Source organism: Stutzerimonas sp. FeSN7, assembly GCF_030263795.1.
Lineage (GTDB): Bacteria > Pseudomonadota > Gammaproteobacteria > Pseudomonadales > Pseudomonadaceae > Stutzerimonas > Stutzerimonas stutzeri.
The window spans coordinates 4,333,383-4,355,476 of sequence record NZ_JARPMN010000001.1 but is presented as its reverse complement, the minus strand read 5'-3'; the positions used below and the strand labels follow the sequence as shown (position 1 = coordinate 4,355,476).

The window sequence follows — 22,094 nt, the reverse complement described above, 5'->3', positions numbered from 1 at the left end:
GGCCGTAATGGATCATCAGGCTTTGCAGGCGTTGCTGGAGTCACTGGTCGAGCGCTGGGAAGGTGAGGTGGTGGAGTTCAAGCGCGCTGGTGATGACTATTCCAGCGACAAAATCGGCCGCTATTTCTCTGCCCTGGCCAACGAGGCGAATCTGCGCAATCACGACCGGGCCTGGCTGGTCTTTGGCGTGGATAACCGCACCCGATGGATTGCATGCGGCGGCACCGACTACCGTCCGCAGCCCGAGCGCCTGCACAACCTGAAGATGGAGGTTTCCGACTCTACGGAGCCGAGCGTCACCCTGCGTGAAATCCATGAGTTGAAGCTGGACGAGGGTCGGGTACTGCTTTTCGAGATCCCCGCAGCACCGCTTGGCTTGCCGATTGCCTGGAAGGGGCATTATTACGCCCGCTCCGGGGAGAGCCTGACTCACCTGGGGCTCGATAAGCTCGACGAGATCCGCGCTCAGGTGGGCGCCGCCGATTGGTCGGCCCAGTTGGTGCCGGGCGCGAAGTTGTCCCACCTGGACAGCGTTGCCCTGAATACGGCTCGCGAATCCTTTGCCAAGAAGTACGCCAACCGGTTCGACCTGGACGAGGTGATGGGCTGGCCGGTTACTACTTTCCTCGACCGCGCCAAGTTGACGCGTGACGGGCAGATCACGCGGACGACCTTGCTGTTGCTTGGCAAGCTGGAGGCCGCCCATCTTTTGTCTCCCCACCCCGCGCAAATGACCTGGAGGCTGGAGGGGCCGGAGCGGGCCTACGAGCATTTTGACCCACCGTTTCTGCTCGCTAGCAGCGACTTGTATCGCAGGATACGCAACATTCAGGTGCGCCTATTGCCGGATGACCAATTGCTGGCGGTGGAACTGGCCAAGTACGACCAGAAGATCGTCCTCGAAGCGCTGCACAACTGCATTGCCCACCAGGATTACAGCCGCAATGGCCGAATCGTGGTGACGGAGTTTCCTGATCGTCTGGTGTTGGAGAATGAAGGTGGCTTTTTCGAGGGACAGCCTGCCGACTACATTGCTGGCACCCGCACGCCACGGCGCTACCGTAATCCTTTCCTGGCCCAGGCGATGGCTGAGCTGAACATGATCGACACCATGGGCTACGGCATCCATGACATGCACGCCCGCCAGGCCCGGCGCTTCTTTCCCATGCCGGATTACGACCTGAGTGAACCGCAGATGGTGCGGCTGACCATCCATGGTCAGGTGGTGGACCCGGCTTATAGCCGTCTGTTGATCCAAAAAACAGACCTGCCGCTGGAAGACGTGCTCGCCCTCGATCGAGTCCAGAAGAAGCTGGCGATTCCGGACGATGCGGTTTCGCGCCTCAAGCGCGCCGGGCTGATTGAAGGCCGCAAGCCTAACTTCCATGTCTCCGCAAGCGTTGCCAAAGTCACTGCCAGTAAGGCGGACTACATCCGTACCCGCGCCCAAGACGACGAGTTCTACGCCAAGCTGCTTACAGATTATCTGGAGCGCTTCGAGCAAGCCAGCCGTGCAGAGATCAACCAGCTCCTGCTCGACAAGCTTAGTGATGCGCTGGACCCGCAGCAAAAATACAACAAGATCAGCACGTTGCTGACGAAGCTGAGGCGCCGCGGGGTCATTGTGAACACGGGTTCAGATACCGCATCTTGCTGGAAAATTGCAGAGAGCTTCAAAAGAGAAAAATAGAGAGCCTGCAAAGAGATCTTGGTAAAGCCATTAAAAATCAATAGGTTACAGTTATTTGTAGGCTGCAGCCTGCAGAGAGCTTGCAGAGAAGGTCAGTGGTGAGATGAAACTCAAATTCAAAGTACAGCCCTACCAGACCCATGCTGTCGAGTCCGTGGTGGACTGCTTTGCCGGCCAGCCACTGAGCAATGGCTTGACCTATCGCATTGATCCTGGCCAGCAAAGCCAGGCGAACGCTTTCGAGGATGGCTTCAAGAACGTCGACCTTGTCTTGAGCGACATGCAGTTGCTGGAGAACATCCAGAAGGTTCAGCGTCGGCAGAACCTGCCGGTATCCCAGACTCTAGTCGAGTTCACCACGTTCGATGCCAAGGGTGCCCGCGTGCCGGTCAAGGCGACCTACAAGAAGGAGGCACTGGCGGCTTCGCGGATCCACCTCGATGTAGAAATGGAGACCGGCACCGGAAAAACTTACTGCTACATCAAGACGATTTTCGAACTGAACAAGCGCTACGGTTGGTCGAAGTTCATCATCATGGTGCCGTCGATTGCCATCCGCGAAGGTGTGCAGAAGTCGCTGCAGATCACCGCCGACCATTTCACTGAAGGCTACGGCAAGAAGGCTCGGTTTTTTACCTACAACTCTAAGCGGCTGCATGAGCTGGAGAGCTACTCCTCAGATGCCGGCATCAACGTGATGGTGATGAACATCCAGGCATTCAATGCCCGTGGTGCTGACAATCGCCGCATCTACGACGAGCTGGATGACTTCCAGTCGCGCAAGCCCATCGACGTGATCGCCGCCAACCGTCCGATCCTGATTCTGGATGAGCCGCAGAAGATGGAAGGTGCCGCCACCATGGAGGCTTTGCCCAAGTTCAAGCCGCTAATGATTCTGCGCTACTCGGCCACCCACCGTACGCTGCACAACCGTATTCACCGCCTCGACGCACTGGATGCCTACAACCAGAAGCTCGTAAAGAAGATCGCCGTGCGTGGTATCCAGACGCGCGGGCAGGCCGGCACCAATAGTTATCTGTACCTGGAGGGCATCGACATCTCCAGCAAGGCGCCAGTGGCGCGCATCGAGCTTGAGGTGAAACTGAAGTCTGGAGAGATCAAACGCCAGCTGCGCCGCCTGGCATTTCGCGATGATTTGTTTGTGCTATCCGGCGAGCTGGACCAGTACCGCGACGGTTTTGTCATCAGCCAGATCGACGCCAATAGCGATACCGTGGAGTTCACCAACGGCCTGGTGCTGAAGGCCGGTGAGGCCAATGGTGATGTGTCCGAGCGCGACATCCGCCGCATTCAGATTCGCGAAACCATCAAGGCCCACCTGGACCGGGAGAAACAGCTGTTCGCCCAGGGCATCAAGGTGCTGTCCCTGTTCTTTATCGATGAGGTGGTGAAGTACCGTGACTACAGCCAAGCCGATGAGAAGGGCGATTATGCTCGGACCTTTGAAGAGGAATACCAGCAGCTGAAAGACGAGTACCTGTCGGAGCTGGACCTGGACAATCATGCTTATCGCCAGTACCTCTCAGGAATCGACGCGCAGGCCACCCACAATGGCTATTTCTCCATCGACAAGAAAACCAACCGCCTGAAAGACCCGGCCGTAGGGGCCAGGGCGGTCGATTCGGGTGATGTAGACGCCTATGACCTGATACTCAAGGACAAGGAGCGGCTGCTGTCGTTTGCCGAGCCTACCCGCTTCATTTTCTCTCATTCCGCGTTGCGCGAAGGTTGGGACAATCCGAACGTTTTCGTCATGTGCATGCTCAAGCACAGCGACAACAGCATCTCCCGCCGTCAGGAAGTGGGGCGCGGCTTGCGGCTATGTGTAGACCAGCATGGCGACCGTGTAGACCATCCGGCCGTGGTACACGACGTTAACGTGCTCACGGTGATTGCCAGCGAAAGCTATCAGAGCTTCGTGGCCGGGCTGCAGCAGGAGATCGCCGAAACCCTCACGGCACGGCCTCGCCAGGCTACCGAAAGCTACTTCACCGGCAAGGTGTTGAGCACCGAGCAAGGGCCGGTCGAAGTGACGCCGGCCATGGCTAAGCAGATCTATCGGTACCTGGCGAAAAATGACTACACCGACGATACGGACCAGATCGCAGAGGCATACCACCAGGATAAAGCCGCTGGCACGCTGGCATCCTTGCCGGCAGAGCTGCAGCCGTATGCCGATCATATTTTCGAGCTGATCGACAGCGTGTTCAGCGATGGGCAGTTGCCCAGGGTGGACGACGGCCGCAAGCCCAAGACCAATCCGCGCAACGCGAATTTCGACAAGAAGGAGTTCCAGGAGCTCTGGAACCGGATCAACCGCAGGGCGGTGTACCGCGTCGAGTTCGACTCGCCCGAGCTGGTGCGCAAGTGCATCGCTGCGCTCGACAGCAAGCTGCGTGTTACCCCACTGCAATACTCGGTGCACAAGGGCATCCAGCACAGCGGCCTGACGGATGAGCAACTGCGTGCTGGCGATGGCTTCAAGGTGGAAGAAACGGCGACCGAGTACGCCGACTCCATTCATTCGACGGTTCGCTATGACCTGCTAGGCAAGGTTTCCGCGGCTTCACAGCTGACCCGCCAGACCACAGCTGAGATTCTGCAAGGTATTCAGCCTGCGGTGTTCAAGCAGTTCAGCCAGAACCCGGAGCATTTCATTGCCGAAGCGTCGCGACTGATCATCGAGCAGAAAGCCGCGATGGTCATTGAGCGGCTGGTGTATGACGAGCTGGATCAGCAGCACGACGTGTCGATCTTCACTGCCAACCAGGTAGGCCAGGACTTCTCCCGTGCCTCGGCAAAGCTGAGCAAACATATTTACGACTACGCCATCGTTGACTCCGATATCGAGCGCCGTTTTGTGCAGGAGCTGGATACCAGCAGCGAGGTGGTGGTGTACGCCAAACTCCCGCGCGGCTTCCTGATTCCGACCCCGGTGGGCGATTACAACCCGGACTGGGCAATTTCGTTCCGCGAGGGTAGCGTGCGGCATATTTATTTCGTGGCTGAAACCAAGGGGTCCATGTCCTCGCTGAAGCTGCGAGAGATCGAAAAGACCAAGATCGAATGCGCGCGCAGGTTCTTCGATGAGATTAGCCAGCGTGTCACGCAGGACCGCGTCAGGTACGACGTGGTGACCGATTACGCACAGCTGATGGACATCGTGGCGCCTGTAGTTTGCTGATAGTCCGAGCCGCCCGACTTGGGCCAGTTTGGGTTCGCGCGCCCCAATTAAGCCCCAAGATGGCAAAGGTAGGGGGTGTTGCTTTGCAATTCTCCCCGTCTCTGCTACCCCCACTCGGCACTATATTATCTAGTTGCCGCATGGGGGCGACTCGGCACAAGGGAAATTTCCTGCCGACTCCCCCTCCACTCGGCATATGTTCACGCATCTTCATCACTTGGCTTCTTTATCGAGCCTGATTAGCCGGAGCATTACTCCGGTAAGTGCCTTTCAAGCCGAGTTCCGTTCCCTGCACTGTCTGTAATAACCGCAACGCGCCCGTAGTCTGGCCAGCGGATCCTGGAAGTTCGGAATGTCGCGGAAAGCTGAGTAATTACAGTAATTCCGCAATTTGACGGAACACGGCAGGAGCGCCATGTAAAAAACTGTGTGACGTAACCCACCGTTCACGCAGGACTTTTATGGATATCAAAGGTAAGTTCCACGTTGATGCCCTTACCCAAGAAGGCGTTCGCTCCGAAATCGCTGCGCTGCTTGGTTGTGATCGCGATGAGTTGCCCATCGTGTTAAGGCCTGACGAGGTCGCGAGGATTCTCGAAGTGGAGTCGGTTGAGCTTGAAGCTTGTCCGCCTCATCACGGCCTCCCTTTCATCATGTTTGGCAGCTCAGTATGGTATCGCCTGAACGATATCATCAGGCTTTTGGCCAACCGTCATCGGGCTCGCACTAATGAGGTCGGTGACGATGGCTGATGTCCGCACGCAGTTTCAGGAAGAAATTCGCGGAAAGCTCGGCCCGGTTGATGTTTTGCCCGTCCCCGACGGTGGAGTGCATCGATTTCATGTGCCGGGTGATCGCGCTGGGTCGAAGAACGGCTGGTATGTCTTGCACGCCGACTCCGCCGATCTGGCGTACGGCGCTTTTGGGAGCTGGAAGAGCGGCGACAGGCATGCATGGAGCAGCCGGCAGTCTGAGGCGCCCATCGACGCCGCAATTCGCCACCAGCGAGCAGAGCAATGCCGTAGTCAGCGAGAAATTGAGTGTAGTCGGAGGCAGCAGGAAGCCGCCCAGTTTGCGCGGCGGCTGTGGTGCCAGGCGGGGCATGCTGACCCGCACCATCCTTACCTGGTTAGTAAACGCTGTGACGTGCACGGGTTGCGTCAGCAGGGCGAAGTCTTGTTAGTCCCGCTCTGCTACCAAGGCCAGCTCGTGAACGTGCAGCGTATCTTTCTTGACGGTACCAAACGGTTCCTGGGTGGGGGGCGGGTCAACGGTTGTTACTCGCCTATTGGGGCGTTCACAAAAGGTATGCCGCTTTATATCTGCGAAGGCTGGGCAACCGGGGCGACCATTCACGAGACGACTGGAGCCCCGGTAGCCGCTGCCATGAATGCCGGCAACCTGCTGCCAGCCGGCCAGGAGCTCAGTCGGCGCTACCCTCAAATGACTTTGATCGTTGCAGGTGATGATGATCGGGGAACAAGTGGTAATCCTGGCCGTGCTGCTGCTACGAAAGCAGCTGATGCCCTCGGCATCGGTTTGGTTTTCCCTGCATGGCCTGAGGGAGCCCCGCTGACGCTGACCGACTTCAACGACTTGCGCCAGTGGCAGGAGGGGCGAGCATGAACGCACCGTTGATGACCGAGCCCACCTACCCTGAACCGCTAAGGTTATTGCCTGACCACGAAGCGGCGGCTCCTTTTCCGCTTAAGGCGTTGGGGGAAGTTTTGGGGGGCGCCGCTGCCGCTATCGTTGAGGCGGTGCAGGTGCCTGAAGCGCTGGCTGCGCAATCGATTTTGGCTGCGGCGGCGCTGGCTGCACAGCCTCACGGCAATGTCGCGCGAGATGGTCAGCTCATCCCAGTTTCGCTTTTCGCTCTTACCATCGCGGAATCTGGTGACCGAAAAACGGCTGCAGATCGCCTGGCACTGCGAGCTCATCACTTTTACCAGCAGGCTCTGCTGGAAAGCCACGGCGAAAACCTGAAAAGATATCAAAATCGCCGCGATGCCTACTTGAAAGCTCGCGCCGCTGTTCTGGACGCTAACAAGGGCGACCCTGATGTCATCGCCGCCAAGTTGGACACGCTGCAGGAGCCCAAGGCTCCGCCTCTGCCATTTGTGCTTTCCGAAGAGCCAACATTGGAGGGGCTGCAGAAGTCTCTATTACAAGGTCAACCCTCCCAGGGGCTATTCAGTGACGAAGGGGGGCAGTTTTTCGGCGGATATTCGAACAAGCCGGAGAACCTGCTGAAGAGCGTCGCGGGTCTGTCGAAGCTTTGGGACGGTGCGCCAATTAGCAGGATGCGCGCGGCTGAAGGCGAGAGCGCAGCCCGTTGTGGATGTCGGCTAAGCGCTCATTTGATGATCCAGCCAATCGTGGCTGAGAGCGTGCTGCGTAACCCCGTAATGCGAGGGCAAGGCTTCTTGGCTCGCTTTTTGATCGCTTGGCCGCAGTCGTTAGCGGGGACTCGGCTTTACCGCAGTGCTGACCCGAACAACGACCCACGCTTCGTGCGCTACTGGGAGCGTATGAATCAGCTTTTGAGCCTAGGCCCTCGCATCGATAGTCGGGGGGATCTGGATCCACCAACGCTAACGATGGATGCGCCGGCAAAAAGAGCTTGGGTCGAGGCTCATGATGAGATCGAGACTGCTCTCGGGCGAGGAGGTGACTTCCAAGAAATAAAAGGCACCGCTGCGAAAGGAGCAGAGCACATTTTGCGTATCGCAGGAATTCTGGCGATCGTTGAAAACACCACTCTGCTGGCTGAGCCGCATTTGAGCCAGGCTACCGAACTCGTTCGCTGGTATCTGACCGAGGCACTACGCCTGACAAGCCCGGTGGTCATCGACCCTGATCTGCTGCTATCGCAGCAGCTGCTCGACTGGTTGCTTGAAAAAAACGGGTAAGCGGATTAAATGGTTGATCTTACCTTTGCATGAGAGTGAGACAGACCGGCATCTCATCGGATTATCTGGTTGATGCTTCACCTACTGCTGGTGCATGTTTCCTTCGCTAATTCCAGCAAGAACCCCACACGCCTCAACTTCCCGGTCATCGTTGCAACTCGCTCTCAGTGAAACGAGTTGTTTCTCAAGCGCTTGCAGAGCGGTTATCTGCGACCGCACATGAGAGATGTGATCATCGAGCAAGGCGTTGACGGCGGTACAAGGCTGATGAGGGTCGTCCTGATAGCTCTGTAGTTCGTGAATCTCAGCCAGTGACAGGCCCAGGATTCTGCAGCGACGGATGAAGGCCAGCCCCTCACCATGCTTCTCGGTATAGACACGGTAACCGTTGCCCTGCCGATCAGGCGGCGGCAACAAGCCCTGCTGTTCATAGAAGCGGATCGTCTGTGTTTCGACCCCTACCAACTGCGCCAACTGACCAATGCGCATCAGCCTCCTCCCCAACGGATTCTTTACTCTATTGACCTTATAGTAGCTTTATAGTTTGGGTATCCGGATTTTTTGGTTGATTGGCTCATATCATGATGACGGAACCAACCATCAGCTCAGCGGATTACCTGGTTGATGACGACTCTTCTTCACGGCCCCTGCAAGTTTGCAGCAACGCCCAGGTTCGCATGCCGAGATACGCAGTGAGGCTTCGCGATCAACACACCATGCATTCACAATGTCACTGCAAGGTCCGGCATGTCTCTGCTCAGTCCTTACGGCCTGAGCTAGCCCTATACAGCTGTTGTTTGCTCTCCTCGCTGATCCCCGTCAGGATGCCGCAGGCATTGATCTCCCGACCCTCGTTGCAACTCGCCCTCAGTGAAACGAGTTGTTGCTCAAGCGCTTGCAGAGCAGTTATCTGCGACCGCACATGAGAGATGTGGTCATCGAGCATGGCGTTGACGGCGGTACAAGGCTGGCGAGGGTCGTCCTGATAGCTCTGTAGCTCGCGAATCTCTGTCAGTGACAGGTCCAGAATTCGGCAGCGGCGGATAAAGGCAAGCCACTCGCCATGCTTCTCGGTATAGACACGGTAACCATTCTCCTGCCGTTCTGGCGGCGGCAACAGGCCCTGCTGCTCATAGAAGCGGATCGTCTGCGTGTCGATACCCGCTATCTGGGCTAACTGACCAATGCGCATCAGGCTTACTCCTCAACGGATCATCTGTCCCATTGACCTTATAGTAGCTATATAGTTTTTAATACTAGCAATCTATGTTGGTTAACTGGAGCCGTATCGTGAGTAAAGCCTGTGGTGGCCCATGTAGCTGCGATGCAACGCCTGCAGCGGATACCGATATGCCGGTCTCCTCCGAAGCGTCAGGGGAATGGGTCAGCGTGTATGCTGTGCCGAAGATGGATTGTCCCTCAGAAGAACGGATGATCCGCTTGGCGCTGAACGGCTTTGATGAGATTCGAACGCTGTCCTTCGACTTGTCGAACCGCCGATTGGAGGTCGTGCATGACGGCGAGGCTGAGCCCATTACCGCGAAACTGGCGACCTTGGGGCTAGGCGCCTCTCTTCAGGAAACCGTCATTGCCGACCCAGAGACGATCAAGGCCGCTGAGAGCTCGGCAGTCTCTGCTACGCAGGAGTCAGGCACTCTGCGCGTGTTGCTCGGTATCAATGCGATCATGTTCGTGGTGGAAATGACTGCTGGCCTGATCGCCCAGTCTACCGGCCTGATCGCTGATTCCCTGGATATGTTTGCCGATGCAGCCGTCTATGGCCTGGCTCTCTATGCCGTAGGGCGCAGTGCGAAAATGCAGGTACGTGCCGCGCATCTGGCAGGGGTACTGCAACTGATTTTGGCTATCGGCGTACTCGTCGAGGTGGTGCGACGCTTTGTTTTCGGTAGTGAGCCTGAATCGCTGATGATGATGGCGATCGCCTTCGTCGCGTTGATCGCCAATACCGGTTGCCTGCTGTTGATATCCAAGCACCGCGAAGGCGGCGCGCATATGAAGGCAAGCTGGATATTCTCGGCCAATGATGTGGTGATCAACATGGGCGTCATCGCCGCCGGTGCCTTGGTCGCCTGGACGGGGTCCAGCTACCCTGACCTGATTATCGGTACCATCGTGGGCCTGATCGTCCTCAACGGCGCTCGGCGCATCCTGGCGCTCAAGGGGTGAGGCTGCACGGTACGCAGCTATCGATGCCTGGGACACTTGATCGAAGTGGCTGTACAAGCGCGCTAGGCCTGAACGACAGCATATAGCGCGAAGGCTCGGAGCCAGCAAGGTAGCGTATCTAGGAATCAACCAAGGAAGGAAGATGATGGATAGTATCTGGCTGGTACTCGGCCTGGCGCTGTTGCCCGCCTTAGGCAATTTTAGTGGTGGGCTCGCTGCGGAGGCCTCCCGAACTACCGGGCGCCGTCTCAATTACGCCCTTGACGGCGCTGCCGGCCTCGTCATTGCGGTGGTGGCGGTTGAAATCATGCCGCGCGTGCTAGAGAACCTCTCAGCCTGGGTAATCGCCCTCGCTTTCGCGCTGGGCGGCATTGCTTACGTAGGTATCGAGAAGCTCGTTGAGAGTCTCCAGAAGCGACAAGGCCAGCAGGGAGAAGGCGGTCAGACGAGTGTCTGGATGATCTATATCGCCGTATCCATCGACCTGTTCAGCGATGGCCTCCTGATCGGGGCGGGGTCGGCGGTCTCACCGTCGGTCGCGATAATCCTGGCGGCGGGTCAGGTTCTCGCCGATGTTCCTGAGGGCTTTGCGACGATCGCCACCATGAAAGATAAAGGAATCCCTCGTAGCAAGCGGATACTGCTCTCTGCTTCCTTCGCGATTCCTGTGCTCTCGGCAGCCGTCTTTGCTTACTTCGTACTCAGGAACCAGCCGGAGGCATTTAAGCTAGCGGCACTGACGTTCACGGCAGGCCTTCTCACGGTCGCTGCCATCGAAGATATGGTCTCCGAGGCTCACGAGAGCGGTGACGATACGCACATCTCACCGCTGGCTTTCATAGGCGGCTTCGTCCTGTTCGTTCTGGTATCAGCGGGCTTGGAAGGGGTGGTATCGCAAAGCTAACGTACTGCTCCCCAACACAGCCACTGTCGTGCTGGCCGAATACGAAGCAGCTCCCAGCTTACGGCGCACCTAGTCGAGTCCAGAAACATTCACTTTGCCACCCTGGCCAGCCGGCCGAATGAATTGACGCAGCTTGATTAAGCGGAGCAAGAAAGCATGAGCCACAGGGTTGATCCTGGATTCGGAGGCGAGAGAGCATTGGGTGATAAGTGCGCGCTACCCTCTAGCCTATACACGGGCGTGCGCTATAAGCCGCTTCTGACAGGGGGGATGGCTCTACTTGCTGGAGGCGCCATGCCGCTTGCCTTTGCCCCTGTGGGCTGGGCATGGCTTGCGGTGATCGCTCTGGCAACATTTTTTGTCCTGACCGCGCAGTCTTCAAGGCGTCAGGCGCTGTGGTCGGCCTACCTCTTTGGCCTCGGCTACTTCGGCGTGGGTGTCTCCTGGGTCTTTATCAGCATTAGCCAGTACGGCAATGGCCCCGTGGTGGCGGTGTTAGTCACGGCGGCCTTTGTCTCGCTGCTCGCCCTCTTTCCATGGGGCGTCGCGTACCTCGTGCGCTGCCTGCGCCCTGAGATGGATGCAATGGCACTCTGGCTAGGGCTACCTGCGGCATGGGTGCTGAGTGAATGGATGCGCACCTGGTTCTTGACCGGCTTTCCCTGGCTCTTCATTGGCTACAGCCAGACCGACACCACACTTGCCACTATCGCTCCCGTCTTTGGCGTGCTTGGCGTGAGTTTACTGGTGGCACTTCTCGCTGGCGGGCTTGCCTGGGTTGTCCAGGGGCCAAGCCAGCGCCGTGCTGCGGTAGTCGGTGCCGTGTTAGTCGCTACCCTCGCCGGCTTGCAACTGCTGGATCGTGAATGGACGCAGCCAGCCGCTGACCCGATCGATGTCGTCCTCTTGCAAGGAAACATCGCGCAAGACAAGAAATGGGACCCGAGATACCGGGACATCACACTTGAGCGCTATCAGGCGCTTACCGCGCAGCATCTCGGAGCCGATATCGTGATCTGGCCAGAAGCGGCAATCCCGATGTGGCATGACCAGGCCAAAGCATATCTTGCTGAGCTTGAGGCGTTAGCCGATCAGGCAGGCACATCGTTAATGATTGGCGTCCCGGTACGCGAGGCGGAGGGCCGTACCTACAACGCCGTGGTAAGCCTCTCCGATCCCTCAGGCTTCTACTACAAACGCCACCTGGTGCCCTTCGGTGAATATGTTCCGTTTCGGGATCTTTTGGGGTCGGCCCTCGACGTGCTCGGGGCGCCCATGTCCGACTTCACACCGGGACGGGAAGCGCACGTCCTGAATGCAGCAGGGGTGCCCGTAGGGGCACTCATCTGCTACGAGGCGGTCTTTGGTGCCGAAGTCACTGAGCTTCTGCCCGAAGCGCAGTTACTGGTGAATGTCAGCAACGATGCCTGGTTCGGCAGCTCGCTCGGCCCCCTCCAGCATTTCCAGATGGCACGCATGCGTGCCATCGAAACCGGACGTGACCTTCTTCGAGCCACGAACACCGGTATCACAGCAGCCATCAATCATGAGGGCAAAGTGCTCAAGCGTGCTCCGCAGTTCGAAGTGGCCACCCTCAGCGCCGAAGTGACACCGCGAACTGGCGCGCCCCCTTATGTGCGCTGGCGGGATTGGCCTGTCCTTGGCCTGACCGCACTCGGACTCGGCCTGCTCCTGCTCCGTCGAATTCGTCGGCATCATCGGTTGGGTACATGACGCTTGTTATTTAGCAGCGAGCAAATTCTAGATTGGGTCAGGAGGAAGGGGATATGTCTACTTATGGCAGTCGGCTCGCAGAGAAAGCCCACGAGCCGGGAAAGGCGATGCGCTGGCTGTGGCTCTCGCTCCTGTTACTGTTTGTCGATCAGGCGAGCAAGTACCTTGCCAGCACCATGCTAGCGCATGGTGAAAGCGTGCCTGCCGCACCCTTCTTCAATTGGGTCCACCGCCACAATACGGGGGCGGCCTTCAGCTTTCTCGCGGATGTCGGCGGTTGGCAGCAGCCGCTTTTCATCGGACTGGCCCTGGTTATCTCGATATTACTGGTGTACTGGCTTTGGCGTTCACCACGCGTACTGAGTTATCGGCTCGCCCTCAGTGCGATCCTCGGCGGCGCGTTGGGCAATGTCGCAGATCGCTTGCGGTTAGGCTACGTAGAGGATTTTCTCGATTTTCACTATGCCCAGTGGCACTGGCCATCGTTCAACCTAGCGGACGTATGGATCTTCCTCGGTGTCGCCCTCTTTATTTGGGCGGAAATACGACATCAACCAGGCAGCCGCCGCCGCTGAATCGCCTAGCGTCTTCGCTATCGCATGCTTGACTTCCGGAATAGGCGCGTCCTGGGCCTTGATAAGGCGGCACGCCTTCATGAGCCAGCTGTACGTTCCTGATGCACGACTGCTGCCAAGGGCTCTGCTGCATCCTAACCAATCTGGAAGAGCGCACCCTGCTGGACCTGCTACCCGGTCGTCAGCAAGAGAGGGTGACAAGACGCCTCATGAGCATGGCCAACCGCCACCAGGTCGAGATCGTCAGCATGGACATGTGGAAGCCCTACCGCCGCGCCTTCCAGACGGTGCTGCCACAGGCCCGTATCGTGGTCGATAAGTTCCACGTCGTGCGCATGGCCAACGAGGCCTTAGAGAAGATCCGCAAAGGCCTAAGGAAGGAGTTGAAGCCCAATCAGCGCCGGACCCTCAAAGGTGACCGGAAAATCCTGCTGAAGCGCGCTCACGACGTTTCAGACCGCGAACGGCTCATCATGGAGACCTGGACAGGAGCATTCCCCCCAGCTCTTGGCGGCTTACGAGCACAAGGAGCGCTTCTACCATATCTGGGACTGTACCAATCGGCGTGGTGCCGAACAGGCTCTCGCCACCTGGATTGACAACATCCCTCAGGGGCAGAAGGAGGTTTGGAAGGATCTCGTCAGCGCCGTCAGTGGCTGGCGTGAAGAGATGCTGACCTACTTTGAGACCGACATCCCGATCACCAACGCTTTCACGTAGTCGATAAACCGCCTAGCCAAGGACAAAAACCGTGATGGCCGGGGCTATTCGTTCGAGGTAATGCGAGCCCGGATGCTCTATACCACCAAGCACAAGAAGAAGGCGCCACAAGTCAAGGAATCCCCGTTTCTGGGCAGAGCCACCATGACCTACAACATGGGACTCCCCGAGCCTGAGAAGAACTTCGGTGTCGATCTATCAACCTTCTGGAAGGACTAAGGGTTGGATGGGGCTGGAAGGCCCATCAACCACTTAATCCGGATACCCAAAAAAACTGGCTAATGTTCGACGCAAGAAGTTTGCAGCGCGATGGACCTCGCTTCGTTCGGAAGAGCGCAAAAAAGCGCGACCTTCTGCTGACCGTGCTGGCACAACACCGCCAGGTTTTAACGGCGGATGGTAAGCACTTCCGAGTGAACCCACTGGCGACTTTGGCGACATCGGCGACTGAACCGCGAACGGTGGTCTAATGATGGCGACGCGCTGGCGACCTACTGCGACAGGGACACGGCCTTACCCATATGTCGCCGGGTGTCGCAGCTATCTCGCTCACGATGCCCGCCGTAAAAGGGGGCTTGTCGCCGCCGTCGCCGCTGTCGCAGGACTGTCTGGTGTGCCGAATGCGTGCTCCACGTGCGTATTCCACGCCATTCAGTCACCCGTTCCACGGCCATCCGGCCAGGCAGTCGGGGCGCAACGACGCAGCGGCGGCATCGTAGGCCCGGGGTGGCTACGCGATTACTTAGCCATGGATTCCCAGGGAACCATCGATTCGCCCTACAAGTTGTTCCGGCAAGCGTCGTACGGCAGCCGGTCGAGATGGCATAGGTAGAGTCGGATCGTCTGTCGGGCCTGTTAGTTGTTCGCCAGCATTCAGCTGGCCGCCTAGGTGAAGCGCTGGCTATAGCGATTACACGATTATTCAGCGCGTTGCCGCTTTGTGTGTCCGAGGCAAGAGGATTCGGCCCCGGCCCTTGCGGATAACCAGATCGGTTTTTGGTGTGGCGGCTCATAAACTTGGAGAGAACGCCCAGTCGGATAGTAGAAACTATGCGGTGCTGTCTGTCTGAAGCAGACCGGATGGCTGCTCGGCGAGCGAGATCGTGACGCAACTGGCCAGCTTCCAGAGCCGCTCTTGCTACAGCTGCGAGTTCCGATAAATTGAGCGCAATTGCAGCCGAAGTCGCCGGTTAAGCGGCTGGGCCAGCCGGCGGTGCCCTTAACACCGGCAGCGCGCCATGAGTTTAAACCTGAATGGTTTGCCTCCGACTCAGGGGCGCGCGCACTTTTCGCGATATGACGAGTCGTTATCGACTGACGTGACCGAAAGCCCAGCTACGCCGGCAGACAGCGTTGCTCGTTCGCAACCATGGACTCAAGGCGCATCAACGTCCAATTCAATACTGCGTTGGCGGTATCCCTGGGTAGAATCTCCGGGCAACCAGAAACCATGCTTCAGTTCGCCGAATCCCGCTCCTTGATCTTACCGAGCAGCCAGGCGTCAAGTTCGCGAGCGACGTAGTAGCACGCGGCTTGGCGAGTATCACCGAACTTGATGCGCTTCGGGAAGGAGGGGTCGTTTTTGCGAAGCGTTTTAATACGGCCGGGGGTGAGACCGTAAATTTCTTTCAGCTGCGCTTGGGGAATCAGAGCCTGCTCGTGGTAAGCGATCGGTGATGACATTTGAACGTCTCCATAGTGATGACGCTCGTTATTTTCCGCATGCGCAGAGGCTCAGAGTCACGGCTAATTGCGCATCTCACGAAGTTTCCCCCCTTGCTTTTCTCAGCATGCTGAGCCTGTTTGCATGCGACTGACTTGCGATGAGCTGCCGGCAATTCCATATCACGCGCCTTGGCGAGGGATCTTGAGCCTCACTACGTTTCGAGAAACTGTCGCCTGGTTGGCAAAGTCATAGGGCGTTATGAAACCTCCCTGGATGGCATCCAGATAATCAGACCACCACTGGCACATTAGCCTCCGCTCCTCCAAGTGTTCCGCCTTATGGATATAGGCAGCACGCACCCCGTTGCGCTCCTGGTGACTCATCTGTCGTTCTACTGCATCACGGCTCCACAATCCTGACTCCATGAGTGCCGAGCAAGCCATAGCTCGGAAACCATGACCACAAACCTCGGATCCGGTGTCATACCCCATGCGCCGCAGGGCAGCATTTACCGTGTTCTCGCTCATCGGTTTCCAGTACGAATGGTCACCTGGGAAGATCAACTCGAAACGCCCGGTAAGCTGATGAACACGTTCCAGCAGCGCCAGTGCTTGCCGGCTCAGGGGCACAAGATGTGGAGTACCCATTTTGGCTCCTCGGCCGGAATGTTTTACGCCCTCGATAGCCTGGCGCTCGGCGGGGATCGTCCACAATGCGCGTGCAAAATCAACTTCATCCCAACGCGCAAAGCGCAACTCACTAGAGCGGATGAATACCTGCAGAGTGATCTGAACAGCCAGGCGTGTTAGCGGTCGCCCGCGGTACGTATCCAAGCGCGCTAGCAACTCAGGCAGTCGCTCCATCGGCAGAGCGGGTCGGTGAACGGTTTTGCGGGTCGCAGTAGAGCCGTGCAAATCGTTGGCAGGATTAGTATCGATAAGTCCTTGTTGTACGGCCATACGCAAGATACTGGTGATGTACTGACGGAGTCGGCTGGCCGTTTCCAGGGTATCGCGACCCTCAGCTACCTTAAGTGGCGCCATCAGGTCCCGCGTTTTCAGTTCCGAGACAGGGCGCGCTCCGAGAGTGGGGAACAGGTGCTGCTCCATCCGACGTAAAACGGTGGTGGCGTGGTGTGGCTTCCATTTCCGAGCGCAGACGCTGTGCCAGGCTCTGGCTACGGCCTCGAAGGTATTGATACGGGCATTAGCTGCCTGAATTTTTGCTTCCTTGGCCGCTTCCATGGGGTCATGCCCGGCCGCCAGCAACCCCAGGGCTTCGGACCGACGAGCACGAGCGGCTTTCAAGCCAAGGGCAGGGTAATTGCCAAAGGTCGCCAGCCCTGCACGGCCATCAGGCCGTCGGTACTTGAAGCGCCACACCTTCGTGCCATTTCTCCTGACCAGCAGGAAAAGTCCCTGTCCATCGAACAGGGTGTAATCGCTGTCGCGGGGTTTGGCAGCTTCGCATTTGGGATCGGTTAGCGGGGTTACAACACGTGCCATAGGTATATGAATCCTTGTCGAATCGACATATACCCACTCGTATACCTTAGTCGGCGCGCTGTACAACCCCATATGAACGCTTACAGACCTACCTAGAAACGACAAGCCCCGCACATGGCGGGGCTTTGAGCACGCTTTCGGATCATACGAACCCATCTGAAAGCATAGAGATGGTGCCGGCACCAGGAGTCGAACCCGGGACCTACTGATTACAAGTCAGTTGCTCTACCAGCTGAGCTATACCGGCAAGTGAGGGTCGCCATTATATCCATTGCGGGCGGCGAGTAAACCGTTAGCTGACGGTCACTTGCGCTGGCTTATTCAGGCCGCTTCACATTTGGTGCGCTGTGGCTGCGCTCGGCCAGCAGAAGGATGTTGCGCGGTGTCAGCTCGCTGGGGCAGAAGGTGCCGAGGTGCACGCGGTAGCCCTGTTCCTCCAGCAGCAGGGCGCGATCGAGCAGTAGCCAGAGTTCCAGCGGGCGGCGGAACAGGCCGCGCACCAGTTCGAGGTTGCGCACTTCGGCGAGGCGTTGCCAGCCGGCCCGCTCCAGTGCGGTCCAGTCCTGCTCGCCCGGGGCGGGCAGTTGCTTGAGGGCGGCCAGATCGCGGCAGTAGTCGGCGAAGCCCTTTTTCAGCCAGGCGCTGGGCAGCGAGGGCGTCGGCAGGTAGTCGTCCTGCTGGCGCAAGCGTCGCTGCAGCAGATCGAAACCCAGCCGCCAGGCCATCGAATGGTCACGGTTGCGCCGTTCTCGCGCGCCAGCGGTGACGGTTTCGCTCAGCGGCAGGCCGAGGTCGTCGCGGCTGAGTTGCAGCGCCGTGGCCCGGCCGGCTTCGGAGAGTGGCACGTAGATTTCGTCCCGGGTGCGGTTGTAGCAGCAGGGGGCGATGGCGAGCTGGCGACAGCCCTTGGCAATGCTCAGGCGCAGCAGGCGTACATGCAGATCACCGCAGGCGTGCAGTGCGACGGGCGTGTGCGTGGCCTGTAGCTGGTCGCCGGCATCGGCTGCGAGCACGTCCTGGCAGCGGTGTCGGGCCGGGATGCCGAGCCGCTCGCTCATATGCGCGCCTGTCCGTACCAGTGTTTCATCCCATTCCAGGCAGGTCAGCGCGGCGCCATCGCGGGCGAGATAGCGCCCGAGATGGCCCTTGCCGGCACACCAGTCCAGCCAGTGCGTCGGCGCTTCGGCGAACCGTAGGCGGGCGCCGAAGGCCTGAATCTGCAGGGCCTTGCGGCCTGGCACGTCCACCGCGTGGCGATGGTCCATGGCTGGCGATTCGCCGGCGGGCAGCGCGTCGAGATGGCTCAGCCGGTCGGCGAGGTCAGCCAGCTCAGGAAACGGTGCGGGTGCACCGAGCGTTGTCGGCTGGTTGTGCGCGGCCTCGGCATCGGCCAGCGAGCGGCTTCGCAGCCAGGCGGCCAGTTCGGGGTGCTCGGCTTCCCATGGCAGCGTTTGGCAGACGAACGGCCGCGGCCGCCAGAGCGACTGGTGCGCAGTGAGGAAGCGGTCCAGTGCCTGGAAGCGCTCGAGCAGGTTGGGGGCGGCGGACATCGGCGGGGCGGGTATATGAACAGGCGCCGATTGTAGCGGGAGCGCCTGCCATAAAGCACAACGCCCGTCGAGGACGGGCGTTGTGTCGGGCTACTTGCCGTAGACCTGTTCCGGCAGCCAGGTCACCAGGCCCGGCCACATGTACGCCACCACCAGCATGCCGATCTGGATTATGATGAAAGGCAGCACACCCTTGTACATCACGCTGGTGGGCACGCTGCGTGGCGTGACGCCGCGCAGGTAGAACAGCGAGAAGCCGAAGGGTGGGGTGAGGAACGAGGTCTGCAGGTTGATGGCGAACATCACACCGAGCCAGACCGGGTCCAGGCCCATGGCGAGCAGGATCGGGCCGACGATGGGCACCACCACGAAGATGATCTCGATGAAGTCGAGGATGAAGCCCAGCAGGAAGATGACCAGCATCACCACCAGGAAGGCGCCGAGCACGCCGCCGGGTAGCGAGTGCAGGGCATCCTCGATCAGCGCTTCACCGCCGAAGCCACGGAAGACCAGGGAGAACAGCGAGGCGCCGATGAGGATGAGGAACACCATCGAGGTGATCTCGGTGGTACCGAAGGCGACCTGCTTGAGCTGGGCGAAATTCAGCTGACCCTTGGCGATCGACAGCAGCGTCGCGCCCAGCGCGCCGATGGCGGCGGCCTCGGTCGGTGTGGCGTAGCCGGCGAGAATAGAACCGAGCACCGCGGTGATCAGCGCCAGCGGTGGCAGCAGCGCACCGATCAGCTTGCCCCACTCGATCGGCCCCAGCTCTTCCTGCGGCAGCGCCGGCAGCTTCTTCGGCTGGAAGATCGCCACCGCGACGAGGTAGAGGATGTACAGGCCGACCAGCACCAGGCCGGGGATCAGCGCACCAACGAACAGGTCGCCGACCGAGACGGTCTTCGGCGAGAAGATGCCCATCTTCAGCTGCGCCTGCTGGAAGGCGCTGGACATCACGTCGCCCAGCAGGACCAGGATGATCGATGGCGGGATGATCTGGCCGAGGGTGCCGGTGGCGGCCAGGGTGCCGGTGGCGATGGCCGGGTCATAGCCGCGGCGCAGCATGGTCGGTAGCGCCAGCAGGCCCATGGTGACCACGGTGGCGCCGACGATGCCGGTGCTCGCGGCGAGCAGCGCACCGACCACGCAGACCGAGATCGCCAGGCCGCCGCGCATGGTGCCGAACAGGCGCGACATCGACTCCAGCAGGTCCTCGGCAACCCTGGATTTCTCCAGCATCACGCCCATGAAGACGAACAGTGGCACGGCCAGCATCGTCTGGTTGTTCATGATGCCGAAGATGCGGTTTGGCAGCGCATGCAGGTAGCCGACGTCGAATGAGCCAGTGACCACACCGATGCCGGCGAACAGTAGCGCCATGCCGCCCAGGGTGAAGGCCACGGGGTAGCCCGACATCAGGGCCAGGCAGATGCTGATGAACAGCGCGATAGCCATGAACTCAGCCATGCTTCACCTCCGGCTCCGGCAGGCGACCCGCGATGCGATAGGCCACCTTGACCAGATCCGAGAGTGCCTGCAGCGTCAGGCTGCCGACCAGCAGGAGGATGATGCTCTTCTGCAGGTAGACGAACTTCAGCCCGCCGGACTCGTTCGAGCCCTCGCGCGTCGCCCAGGAGTTGCTGACGTAGTCCCAGCTGTTCCAGCCGATGAACAGACATACCGGCAGCAGGAACAGCAGATGGCCGAGGCCGTCCACCGTCGCCTGCCGGCGGCTGCTGAACTTCTGGTAGAAGATGTCGACGCGCACGTGACCGTTGCGCTGCAGGGTCCAGGCCGCGGCGCCCATGAACACCAGCGCATGGCCGTACATCACCGCTTCCTGCAGGGCGATGGCGCCGATGCCGAAACCGTAGCGCAGCACCACCACAATGGCGGTGCCGATGACGAGAAACAGGGTGATCCAGGCACAGAGCTGGCCGAGGCGCATGTTGAACGCATCGATGAGGCCAGCCACGCGCAGCAGGGGCGGGGGGCTCTGGGACATTTTTAGTCCTTCTTAGGTAGACGCAAGGTTGGCGGGAGACGGCGATTCTTGCAGTACTGGCGCTTTGCAGCAATCGGCCTACGACTTTTAGCTTATGCGCTAGGCTTGAGACGCCGAAGGCTCTAATGTTAGTCGAGCCCGGAGTGGTGTCTGCACCTCCGGCGCAGGTTTCGCCGCATGAGCCCGCTGCCAGTCAGGCTGGTGGGCGCACACGGATCGAGAAGCGCACGCGGTCCGGCAACAACGCGTGGCCTTGCCAATGCGCAATAAGAACAAATAACAAGGAGTTACCTTCATGAAACGTCGTGACATTCTCACCGCTGCTGGCGTGGGCCTGGCGGCTACCGCTCTGGCCGGTTGCAATGACAAGAGCGAAAAACCAGCCGCGGGCGAGAGCAAGCAGGCGAGCGAGCAGCAAACCTTCAATTGGAAAATGGTCACGTCCTGGCCGAAGAACTTCCCGGGCGTGGGCGTCGGTGCCGAGCGTTTCGCGCAGCTGGTCAACGAGATGAGCGGCGGCCGCCTGAAGGTCAAGGTCTACGCGGCGGGTGAGCTGGTTCCGGCGCTGGAAGTGTTCGATGCGGTGTCGCGCGGCACGGCGGAAATGGGCCACGGCGCGCCTTACTACTGGAAGGGCAAGGTTCCGGCGGCGCAGTTCTTCTGCGCACTGCCGTTCGGCCCGAACGCCCAGGAAATGAATGCCTGGCTGCACCGCGGCGGCGGCATGCAGCTGTGGGAAGAGGTCTACAAGCCGTTCGGCGTGCTGCCGATGGCTTGCGGTGCCACAGGCGTGCAGACCGCGGGTTGGTTCAACAAGGAAATCAACTCGGTCGACGACTTCAAGGGCCTGAAGATGCGCACCCCGGGCCTGGGTGGCGAAGTGCTGACCAAGATGGGCGGTACCGTGGTCAACATGCCGGCCGGCGAAATCTTCACCGCGCTGCAGACCGGTGCCATCGACGCCACCGAATGGATCGGTCCGTACAATGACCTGGCGCTGGGTCTGCACAAGGCGTCCAAGTACTACTACACCCCGGGCTGGCAGGAGCCGAACGTCACCTTCGAACTGGACGTCAACCTCAAGGCCTGGGAAACCCTGCCGGACGACCTGAAGGCGATCGTTCGTGCCGCGGCACGCGACGTCAACGGCGACATGCTCGACGACTACAACGCCAAGAACATGGAAGCGCTGGAGCAGCTGCGCGAGCAGGGCGTGGAAGTCCGTCGTCTGCCGGACGAAGTGCTGGCTCGCCTGAAGGAAGTCGCCGCGGAAGTGGTCGATGCTTCCGCCAAGGCCGACCCGGTGGCCGCCAAGGTGTGGGAGCAGCAGAGCGCCTATCTCAAGCGGCTGTATGAGTACGCCGAGCTGAACGAGAAGGACATCTACAACATCCGCGGCTGATCACGGCGGATGCAAGAACGCCACCCTGGCAACAGGGTG

17 protein-coding genes, 1 tRNA gene and 1 pseudogene are annotated in these 22,094 nt (G+C 59.4%); 11 read left to right on the top strand and 8 right to left on the bottom strand.

Annotated elements, in window-relative coordinates:
- Positions 1-7 precede the first annotated feature (7 nt).
- The 5 genes from P5703_RS20795 (at position 8) to P5703_RS20775 (ending at position 7,807) form a co-directional block, all read left to right on the top strand.
- The gene (locus P5703_RS20795) at positions 8-1,690 is read left to right on the top strand and encodes an RNA-binding domain-containing protein (protein WP_279641152.1); all 1,683 of its coding nucleotides are present in this window, start codon (positions 8-10) and stop codon (positions 1,688-1,690) included.
- A gap of 103 nt (positions 1,691-1,793) precedes the next feature.
- Positions 1,794-4,895 (top strand): type III restriction-modification system endonuclease, encoded by a 3,102-nt coding sequence (locus tag P5703_RS20790; protein WP_111482090.1) that lies wholly within the window; start codon positions 1,794-1,796, stop codon positions 4,893-4,895.
- A 461-nt stretch (positions 4,896-5,356) separates the two neighbouring features.
- Positions 5,357-5,647, top strand: coding sequence for a hypothetical protein (locus P5703_RS20785; protein WP_020306876.1), 291 nt, complete (start codon positions 5,357-5,359; stop codon positions 5,645-5,647).
- Positions 5,640-6,521: a toprim domain-containing protein gene (locus P5703_RS20780; RefSeq protein WP_020306875.1), complete on the top strand. Its 882-nt coding sequence runs from the start codon at positions 5,640-5,642 to the stop codon at positions 6,519-6,521. The genes P5703_RS20785 and P5703_RS20780 overlap by 8 nt, the downstream gene beginning before the upstream one ends.
- Positions 6,518-7,807 carry a YfjI family protein gene (locus tag P5703_RS20775; RefSeq protein WP_014595524.1) on the top strand — a complete coding sequence of 430 codons (1,290 nt, stop codon included), beginning with the start codon at positions 6,518-6,520 and terminating at the stop codon, positions 7,805-7,807. Before P5703_RS20780 ends, P5703_RS20775 begins: the two co-directional genes overlap by 4 nt.
- 81 nt (positions 7,808-7,888) lie before the next feature.
- Here P5703_RS20775 and cadR (P5703_RS20770) read toward each other — a convergent pair whose 3' ends face one another.
- Both cadR (P5703_RS20770) and cadR (P5703_RS20765) read right to left on the bottom strand, forming a co-directional pair.
- On the bottom strand, positions 7,889-8,296 hold the full coding sequence (gene cadR / locus P5703_RS20770) for a Cd(II)/Pb(II)-responsive transcriptional regulator (protein WP_014595525.1): 408 nt from the start codon (positions 8,294-8,296) through the stop codon (positions 7,889-7,891).
- Positions 8,297-8,564: 268 nt separating this feature from the next.
- Entirely contained in the window at positions 8,565-8,999 is a 435-nt protein-coding gene (gene cadR / locus P5703_RS20765) for a Cd(II)/Pb(II)-responsive transcriptional regulator (protein ID WP_008175821.1), read from the bottom strand.
- A gap of 98 nt (positions 9,000-9,097) precedes the next feature.
- On the opposite strand from cadR (P5703_RS20765), the gene P5703_RS20760 reads away from it, so the two are divergent.
- From P5703_RS20760 to P5703_RS20740, 5 genes and pseudogenes are all read left to right on the top strand, one after another.
- Positions 9,098-9,994: a cation efflux transmembrane domain-containing protein gene (locus P5703_RS20760; protein WP_008928737.1), complete on the top strand. Its 897-nt coding sequence runs from the start codon at positions 9,098-9,100 to the stop codon at positions 9,992-9,994.
- Positions 9,995-10,136: 142 nt separating this feature from the next.
- Positions 10,137-10,898, top strand: a complete 762-nt coding sequence (locus P5703_RS20755) for a ZIP family metal transporter (RefSeq protein WP_279641153.1) — start codon at positions 10,137-10,139, stop codon at positions 10,896-10,898.
- Positions 10,899-11,192: 294 nt separating this feature from the next.
- A complete protein-coding gene (gene lnt, locus P5703_RS20750; RefSeq protein ID WP_043942082.1) occupies positions 11,193-12,632 on the top strand; it encodes an apolipoprotein N-acyltransferase in 1,440 nt (479 codons plus the stop codon).
- A 53-nt stretch (positions 12,633-12,685) separates the two neighbouring features.
- On the top strand, positions 12,686-13,207 hold the full coding sequence (gene lspA, locus P5703_RS20745; RefSeq protein WP_008930575.1) for a signal peptidase II: 522 nt from the start codon (positions 12,686-12,688) through the stop codon (positions 13,205-13,207).
- 128 nt (positions 13,208-13,335) lie between these two features.
- A pseudogene (locus P5703_RS20740) lies at positions 13,336-14,146 on the top strand (ISL3 family transposase); the annotation flags it as partial.
- A gap of 1,236 nt (positions 14,147-15,382) precedes the next feature.
- Here the strand turns inward: P5703_RS20740 and P5703_RS20735 are convergent.
- The 6 genes from P5703_RS20735 to P5703_RS20710 form a co-directional block, all read right to left on the bottom strand.
- Complete coding sequence (locus P5703_RS20735) at positions 15,383-15,610, bottom strand: helix-turn-helix transcriptional regulator (protein WP_020306873.1); 228 nt, start codon at positions 15,608-15,610, stop codon at positions 15,383-15,385.
- 162 nt (positions 15,611-15,772) lie between these two features.
- Positions 15,773-17,098: a tyrosine-type recombinase/integrase gene (locus P5703_RS20730; protein WP_020306872.1), complete on the bottom strand. Its 1,326-nt coding sequence runs from the start codon at positions 17,096-17,098 to the stop codon at positions 15,773-15,775.
- 171 nt (positions 17,099-17,269) lie between these two features.
- Positions 17,270-17,345, bottom strand: a tRNA-Thr gene (locus P5703_RS20725).
- A gap of 70 nt (positions 17,346-17,415) precedes the next feature.
- Positions 17,416-18,648, bottom strand: coding sequence for a methyltransferase (locus P5703_RS20720; protein ID WP_285589459.1), 1,233 nt, complete (start codon positions 18,646-18,648; stop codon positions 17,416-17,418).
- 90 nt (positions 18,649-18,738) lie between these two features.
- The gene (locus P5703_RS20715) at positions 18,739-20,115 is read right to left on the bottom strand and encodes a TRAP transporter large permease (RefSeq protein WP_049341220.1); all 1,377 of its coding nucleotides are present in this window, start codon (positions 20,113-20,115) and stop codon (positions 18,739-18,741) included.
- On the bottom strand, positions 20,108-20,653 hold the full coding sequence (locus P5703_RS20710; protein WP_013981422.1) for a TRAP transporter small permease subunit: 546 nt from the start codon (positions 20,651-20,653) through the stop codon (positions 20,108-20,110). The genes P5703_RS20715 and P5703_RS20710 overlap by 8 nt, the downstream gene beginning before the upstream one ends.
- 295 nt (positions 20,654-20,948) lie before the next feature.
- Between P5703_RS20710 and P5703_RS20705 the strand changes: the two genes are divergently transcribed.
- Positions 20,949-22,055 (top strand): TRAP transporter substrate-binding protein, encoded by a 1,107-nt coding sequence (locus P5703_RS20705; RefSeq protein ID WP_014595533.1) that lies wholly within the window; start codon positions 20,949-20,951, stop codon positions 22,053-22,055.
- The last annotated feature ends 39 nt before the right edge of the window (positions 22,056-22,094 follow it).